The sequence below is a fragment of the Streptomyces torulosus genome (assembly GCF_001419765.1).
Lineage (GTDB): Bacteria > Actinomycetota > Actinomycetes > Streptomycetales > Streptomycetaceae > Streptomyces > Streptomyces torulosus.
In genome coordinates this window covers 1-4,857 of the sequence record NZ_LIRK01000322.1, presented here as the reverse complement: position 1 = coordinate 4,857, position 4,857 = coordinate 1, and the positions used below count along the sequence as shown (strand labels likewise).

The window sequence follows — 4,857 nt, the reverse complement described above, 5'->3', positions numbered from 1 at the left end:
TCAGCCAACGTGACAGCGCCCAAGGGCGGCTTCGGCGGCGGTGATGATGTCCTGGCCGCTGCGGTAGTTGACCTCGAGCTCCAGGTCGCGGAAGTCTGGTCGAGCGGCCAGCTCGGTCAGGTACTTGGCGTCGGCTCCGGTGAATCCGTAGACGGACTGGTCGGTGTCCCCGACGGCGAAGACGGTGATGCCGGCCAGATCGCGCAGGGCGACGACGAGTTCATGGAGGACTCCGCCGAGATCCTGGTATTCGTCGACGACGAGGTGAGGGAAGCGGGCTCGCCCCGGACGGTACGTACGGCCCGCGTCACCATGGCCTCGAAGTCGATCTCGCCTCGGAGGATGAGCTGTTCCTCGTAGAGGCGTGCCGCCTGGACTTCCCGCGGGTCGAAGCTGTCCAGGCTCTCGTTGCAGGCCAAGGCCCGGCGGATCCGGGTGTTGTGGGGCATGCGGTGCTGGGCGAGGACCTCGGTGATGCCGGCCTGGTCGAAGCAGCGCTGCAAAAGGGCTTCGGTGGCGGCCTTGTTGAGGACCTGTCCGGCTTGGGGTGCCGGCTGCCCGGTCAGGTGTGTGAAGGCCCGCAGGATCTCGTTCAGGCAGAATGCGTGCACGGTGGAGCAGGTGATCCGCCCTTCGGCACGCACGCCGCTGCTGAGGACGCGGCGGCGGATCTCCTCGGCCGCCGCGTTGGTGTAGGTGATGCAGGCCACGCCGCGGAAGGCCGAGATCTGTGTCTGGAGCACGTAGGCGATCCGGGCGACGGGGGTGCGCGTCTTCCCGCTTCCGGGACCGGCCCGCAGAACGACGTTGCCGTCGTGGAGAACGGCGGTCCGCTGCCTGGGGTGCAGGCTGTCGAGCTCCGCGAGGAGGGTGTCACTAACCTGCATCGCTGCCCTGCCCCGCTGCCGTGTGGCGCCGCGTGGCCGGTGAGCAGTGGCGTTCCGCGGGCCGCGCGGCTGATGCGTTCCATGGCCAGGAAGAGGTAGGAAGCCGTGCCCAGGCGGCGCAGGGCCTGCTCGTCCAGCGGGACATCGTCCGCGATCTGGGCTTCGGACCGGATCCGGGCGTCCAGGTCGACCCGGGCAATGTGCGCGGCGAGGCGCTGTGCGAAGCGGCCCTTGCCGAGGTCGCCGATCCGCTTGAGCATCTTCTTCCGGACGTCGGGGTCGATGATCACGTTCAGCTCGTTGGCGACCCTGCGGCTCACGTCGCCGATCGCGCCGGCGTTGCCGTTCAGCTCCCTGAAGGCCTGGATGATCTCCTCGCCGAACATGGAGCACAGGTCGGTCTCCAGGGTCTGGGCGCCGACGTAGACGCCGATGTTCTGGAGCTCTGCGGCGAGAGGAGCGCGCGTCGTCTGGTAGCTGGCTTCCTGGGTTTCCGGCAGGGCGGCGATCTGGTCCAGGAGGGCTGTGCGGCGAGCCCCCTCGGGGTGGAGGTTCGCGCCTCGCTTGAGGCCGGCTTCTCTACGGCCGCGCTTGTCGCGTGCGGCGTCTCCGTCGGTGATGACCACGTGGGGGGTGTTGAGGCCCTTTGGGCCGAGGAGTGCCCGGTAGGGCTTGAAGTCGGTGCCGTGGACGCTGGCCACCACAGTGCCGTAGGCGTCGAGGTCGAATCCGGCGGCTTCGGCCAGGGCGGGGAGGATGTACAGCTCGGCCAGTCCTTCGACCAGCACCACGGCGGAGGCGAAGAGGACCTCCGCGCGGCTGACGTCGAGGTAGCGCTCCAGGTCCGCGGCTTCCTCGTTGCTGACGGGGAGGGCGGCCGTGGTGGCTCCGGTCGTGCCGCTCTCGGTGGCGCGCAGCACGATGAAGGAGCGGACCGGGGCGACGGCCGCGATGTGCGGGCTGTGGGTGGTGAGGATGAGCGACGGCCCGGTGCGCAGCAGATACCGGAAGAGGTGCCGCTGGAGTGTGACGTGAAGATGGGCCTCGGGCTCTTGTACGGCTACCAGGGTGGCGATGAATTCCTCGTCCAGTCGCTGCTGGCTGAGGGCTTCCAGCAGCAGGCCGAGGTAGATGAAGTTGGCGCTGCCAAGGCTGGTGTCGGAGATGCTTCTGCGGCGGGCCTCGTCGAAGAACAGCCGTACGGCGCGGATCAGTTCGTCGGGCTTGGAGGAGGCGAAGCCGAGGGTGGGCTGGACAGCCAGGCGCGGCCCGAACATGGCCTGCAGCCGGTCTGTGAGGTGTCCTTCCAGCTTGGCGACGTTGCCGTCCTTGGTGAGCTGGTCGACAGCGGTGGCGATCGCAGAGGCGGTTGCTTCCAGGTTCACCGGGTCCAGGGGAAGTCGTTCGAGGAGGTCCCGCATGGGGCTGCGCCGCCAGTTGTGCAGGTCTTACTCGGCGTCCCGCAGGGCCGGCAGGACGCGCAGGGCCAGTTCGCGGCGGATGGCGCGTACGTCGTTGGTCTCGCGCTCGCCGGCGAAGACGACTACGTCGTAGTCCTTCGCGGTCAGCGGCCGGCTGGTGGGCTGCACCTGGGATCCGTCGCCGGTTGCTACCTCTGTGCGAGGGGCGAAGCGGTAGGTCAGCCGGGCTACGTAGGGATCGAAGTCCACCGCTGCGCTGGACAGGATGCTCTTGGCGTCAGCGTCGTCGTCGAAGCCGCGTAGCTCGACAACGATGGTCACTTCGGCTCCGCCGGCCAGGCCTGCGGGATGTCCTTCCCAGATGTCTTCCTCGCGCAGCATTCGCCGTGCGTCGGACAGAGACGGGTCGAGGACCAGGCGGATCGCTTCCAGCAGGTTCGACTTGCCGACGCCGTTCTCGCCAACGATCACGGCGTGGGCGGGGAAGTCGTCGATGACTAGGTGCCGGAAGTTGCGGAAGTTGCGTATCTCAATCCGCGAAATGTGCAGGCCCATTCGTCCCCTTGGCGATCTGGTGCGATGTGGCGATTCATCATTCCAGGACGCCCGTGCCGGTGGGCGGTTTCCCAGCGGCCGTAAACCTTCCAGGCGGTCTGGTTGGCGATCTTGCCGTGGTGCCGACTCCTGTTCAGCCGAGTGCTAGCCGACGGTATCAGTGGCTAGCTATGGTGGTGGGTATGGCAAAGCAGACGAATATCCGACTGGACGACGCCGTCAAGGCTGCCGCCGAGGACCGGGCCAAGCGCCGCGGCCTGAGCTTGCAGGGATACGTGGCCGACTTGATCGAGGCTGATGTGAACCAGTCGCGTGCCGCCTTCATGGCTGGCGCAGCGGCGTTCCTGGCCGGGTACACGGAGCAGTTCGAGGCGGAGGTCGGCGAGGACCGGTACCCGGGTCTTCCGGAAGGGCTGGCACAGAGCGCGCCGAGGGACGCCGCGTGAATCTCCGAATCGATCTCGCCTGGATCCTGGCTGTAGCACAGCAGATCCCGGGAGATCCCCAGGTCGTCGACTACGGCGTGCCGGTCGCAGCGGAAGCACGCCACCGGGCGGAGATCCTGGACCACGAGGTCTACCCCGAGCCCCATCACAAGGCCGCCGCACTGCTGTGCGAGCTGGCGAGAAACCCGAGCTTGGAAGTACGGAACCTCCTTTTCGCGGCCACAGTGACCGCGGCGTACCTGTCGGCATGCGGCCTGCCGGTAAGCCCTGGCCTGGACACAGTCCTCCCGCTCGCCCGCGCCGCCCGGGAGGGGCTCCCCGTGCGTGAGGTCGCCGCGCAGATCAAGACCTGGACAAGCTGATCCTTGCGCCGGGTGAGATCCCTCGGCTCCTGTGGCCTCCGCCGAGGCCGGAGTGACGCGAGCCTGTGGGGAGGGGCGGGCCCGGTCAGCTGCGCCGGGAGGTGGCGAGGAGGTCGTTGGCGCCCTGGCATCGCCGTCGCCCTGGCATCGCGTCGCATCTCCCCGGCCAACATCGTCTCGCCGGAGTGATGCATAGCCCCGCTGAAGCCGGGCGGCGCGCGGTGCCCGAATACGACGACGGGCCCGGCTGCATGCCGGGCCCGTCGGTCAGTAGCGGGGACAGGATTTGAACCTGCGACCTCTGGGTTATGAGCCCAGCGAGCTACCGAGCTGCTCCACCCCGCGTCGGTGAGGCCACTCTACACAGTGATCTTCGTGGGCGGGGCGGCACGCGAACAGCCGTCAGCTCCGGACGATGTTCTCGGCCTGGGGGCCCTTCTGGCCCTGGGTCACATCGAAGGTGACCGCGTCGCCCTCCGTCAGCTCGCGGTAGCCGCTGCCGGCGATGTTGGAGTAATGGGCGAAGACGTCCGGGCCGCCGCCGTCCTGGGCGATGAAGCCGAAGCCCTTCTCCGAGTTGAACCACTTCACGGTGCCGCTGGCCATACTGCGTGTCCTTCGATCTTGCCGAGGAATCCCGGCTGGTCTGGAGTTGGAGCCCTCTGTAAACGGAGGGCACCCGGCGTCCGTTCTACCCCGTCGGCGCCGCAACTATCCGGTCTCCACGCAGTGATCGCCTGACGGAGTGCGACCTGGTCAGGCCAGGTCGCGGTCCTGGAGTGGTCACGGCACGAGGGGGACGGGGTTACTTGCCCTTCGCGGCTTCCTTGAGCTTGGAGCCCGCCGAGACCTTCACGCTGTATCCAGCTACGATCTCCAGCGGCTCGCCCGTCCGGGGATTGCGGGCCGTGCGGGCGGCACGATGGGTGCGCTCGAAGGTCAGGAAGCCGGGGATGGTGACCTTCTCATCGGGCGCTGTCACGTTGTTGGGTGCGACAGCGCCCTGACAAACGACCCCCGGCACCCTGGGGTTGACCTGCGCGCACCGGGCCTCGCTACCGAGGAGCGCCACGGGCAGGTTCCGGCGATCCGCCGTCGAAGGATGTGGCGGCGCCGGTCTGAGCCAGGGGCTGGCGCCCGACCGCGGGGAATGATGAGGCCCGGAGCTATGGGACGTGGCGGCCAC

Annotated in this window: 4 protein-coding genes, 1 tRNA gene and 3 pseudogenes; 2 read left to right on the top strand and 6 right to left on the bottom strand. The window is 68.2% G+C overall.

Annotation, left to right across the window (positions count from 1 at the left end; genetic code table 11):
- From AOK23_RS51975 to AOK23_RS22390, 3 genes and pseudogenes are all read right to left on the bottom strand, one after another.
- A pseudogene (locus tag AOK23_RS51975) lies at nt 1-887 on the bottom strand (UvrD-helicase domain-containing protein).
- 617 nt (nt 888-1,504) lie between these two features.
- A pseudogene (locus tag AOK23_RS51970) lies at nt 1,505-2,164 on the bottom strand (ATP-dependent nuclease); the annotation flags it as partial.
- Between the two features lie 171 nt (nt 2,165-2,335).
- Entirely contained in the window at nt 2,336-2,863 is a 528-nt protein-coding gene (locus AOK23_RS22390) for an AAA family ATPase (RefSeq protein WP_055714471.1), read from the bottom strand.
- Between the two features lie 182 nt (nt 2,864-3,045).
- Here AOK23_RS22390 and AOK23_RS22385 point away from each other — a divergent pair, with 182 nt between their 5' ends.
- Complete coding sequence (locus tag AOK23_RS22385) at nt 3,046-3,309, top strand: hypothetical protein (RefSeq protein WP_206336260.1); 264 nt, start codon at nt 3,046-3,048, stop codon at nt 3,307-3,309.
- Nucleotides 3,306-3,671 (top strand): hypothetical protein, encoded by a 366-nt coding sequence (locus AOK23_RS22380; RefSeq protein ID WP_055714470.1) that lies wholly within the window; start codon nt 3,306-3,308, stop codon nt 3,669-3,671. Before AOK23_RS22385 ends, AOK23_RS22380 begins: the two co-directional genes overlap by 4 nt.
- A gap of 271 nt (nt 3,672-3,942) precedes the next feature.
- Here the strand turns inward: AOK23_RS22380 and AOK23_RS22375 are convergent.
- The 3 genes and pseudogenes from AOK23_RS22375 to AOK23_RS22365 all read right to left on the bottom strand — a co-directional run.
- Nucleotides 3,943-4,016, bottom strand: a tRNA-Met gene (locus tag AOK23_RS22375).
- A 57-nt stretch (nt 4,017-4,073) separates the two neighbouring features.
- Nucleotides 4,074-4,277 (bottom strand): cold-shock protein, encoded by a 204-nt coding sequence (locus AOK23_RS22370; protein ID WP_055714469.1) that lies wholly within the window; start codon nt 4,275-4,277, stop codon nt 4,074-4,076.
- Nucleotides 4,278-4,476: 199 nt separating this feature from the next.
- Nucleotides 4,477-4,653 (bottom strand): annotated as a pseudogene (locus tag AOK23_RS22365) (HU family DNA-binding protein); the annotation flags it as partial.
- Nucleotides 4,654-4,857: the final 204 nt, after the last annotated feature.